The organism is Rhodococcus sp. KBW08 (assembly GCF_003852455.1).
GTDB lineage: Bacteria > Actinomycetota > Actinomycetes > Mycobacteriales > Mycobacteriaceae > Rhodococcus_F > Rhodococcus_F baikonurensis.
Genome location: NZ_QAJJ01000061.1, coordinates 1 through 604 on the forward strand (window position 1 = coordinate 1; position 604 = coordinate 604).

The 604-nt window shown below is 58.1% G+C and carries 1 protein-coding gene; it reads right to left on the minus strand.

Annotated features, from left to right (window positions below; all coding sequences use genetic code 11):
- Nucleotides 1-509: Ig-like domain-containing protein (locus tag DBV08_RS32040; protein WP_185565017.1), on the minus strand; the 509-nt coding region annotated here is incomplete at its 3' end.
- Nucleotides 510-604: the final 95 nt, after the last annotated feature.

The window sequence follows — 604 nt, forward strand, 5'->3', positions numbered from 1 at the left end:
GTCCAGGCAAGTGTTGCAACACCATTGGCAAGAGCGCCCGCACCGATCTTGGTGGCACCGTCGAAGAACTCCACCTGATCACCGTCGGCACCACCGGTCACCGTCGCGCTCAGCGCAACAGACTGCCCCACCTGAGCGCCACCGACGGGAGCCAATGTCGTCGCCGAAATGTTCTTCTGAACCCTCACCGACGGACCGACACCCTTGAGTTGACCCGAACCCAACGTCCCACTGACATGCAACTCGGTCATCAAATCCACATCACGAGCACACCCCGCACCAACGGTGTAACTGAACTCAACCGTCCTGAACTTCGGATTGATCAAACCGCCGTTCCAGTACACCGCCCAACTGCCCGAGATCTTCGCATAATCAGAACGAACCTCGACGTCGTTGCGACCGATCACCGAGCCGTCAACCTTGGCCGAATCAGTCACGTAGGTAAGACAATCCGGATGAACATCCTTGACCTGCTGAAGGTACTCGAGAGTCCCCGTGCGAGTCAGCACCGACTTCACCGTAATCGTCTCCCCCTCATTGGGGGTTCCGTTCGAGACAGTGCGCACAACCTTGTAGTCATGCACATTTCCCTCCGCCGTCACCG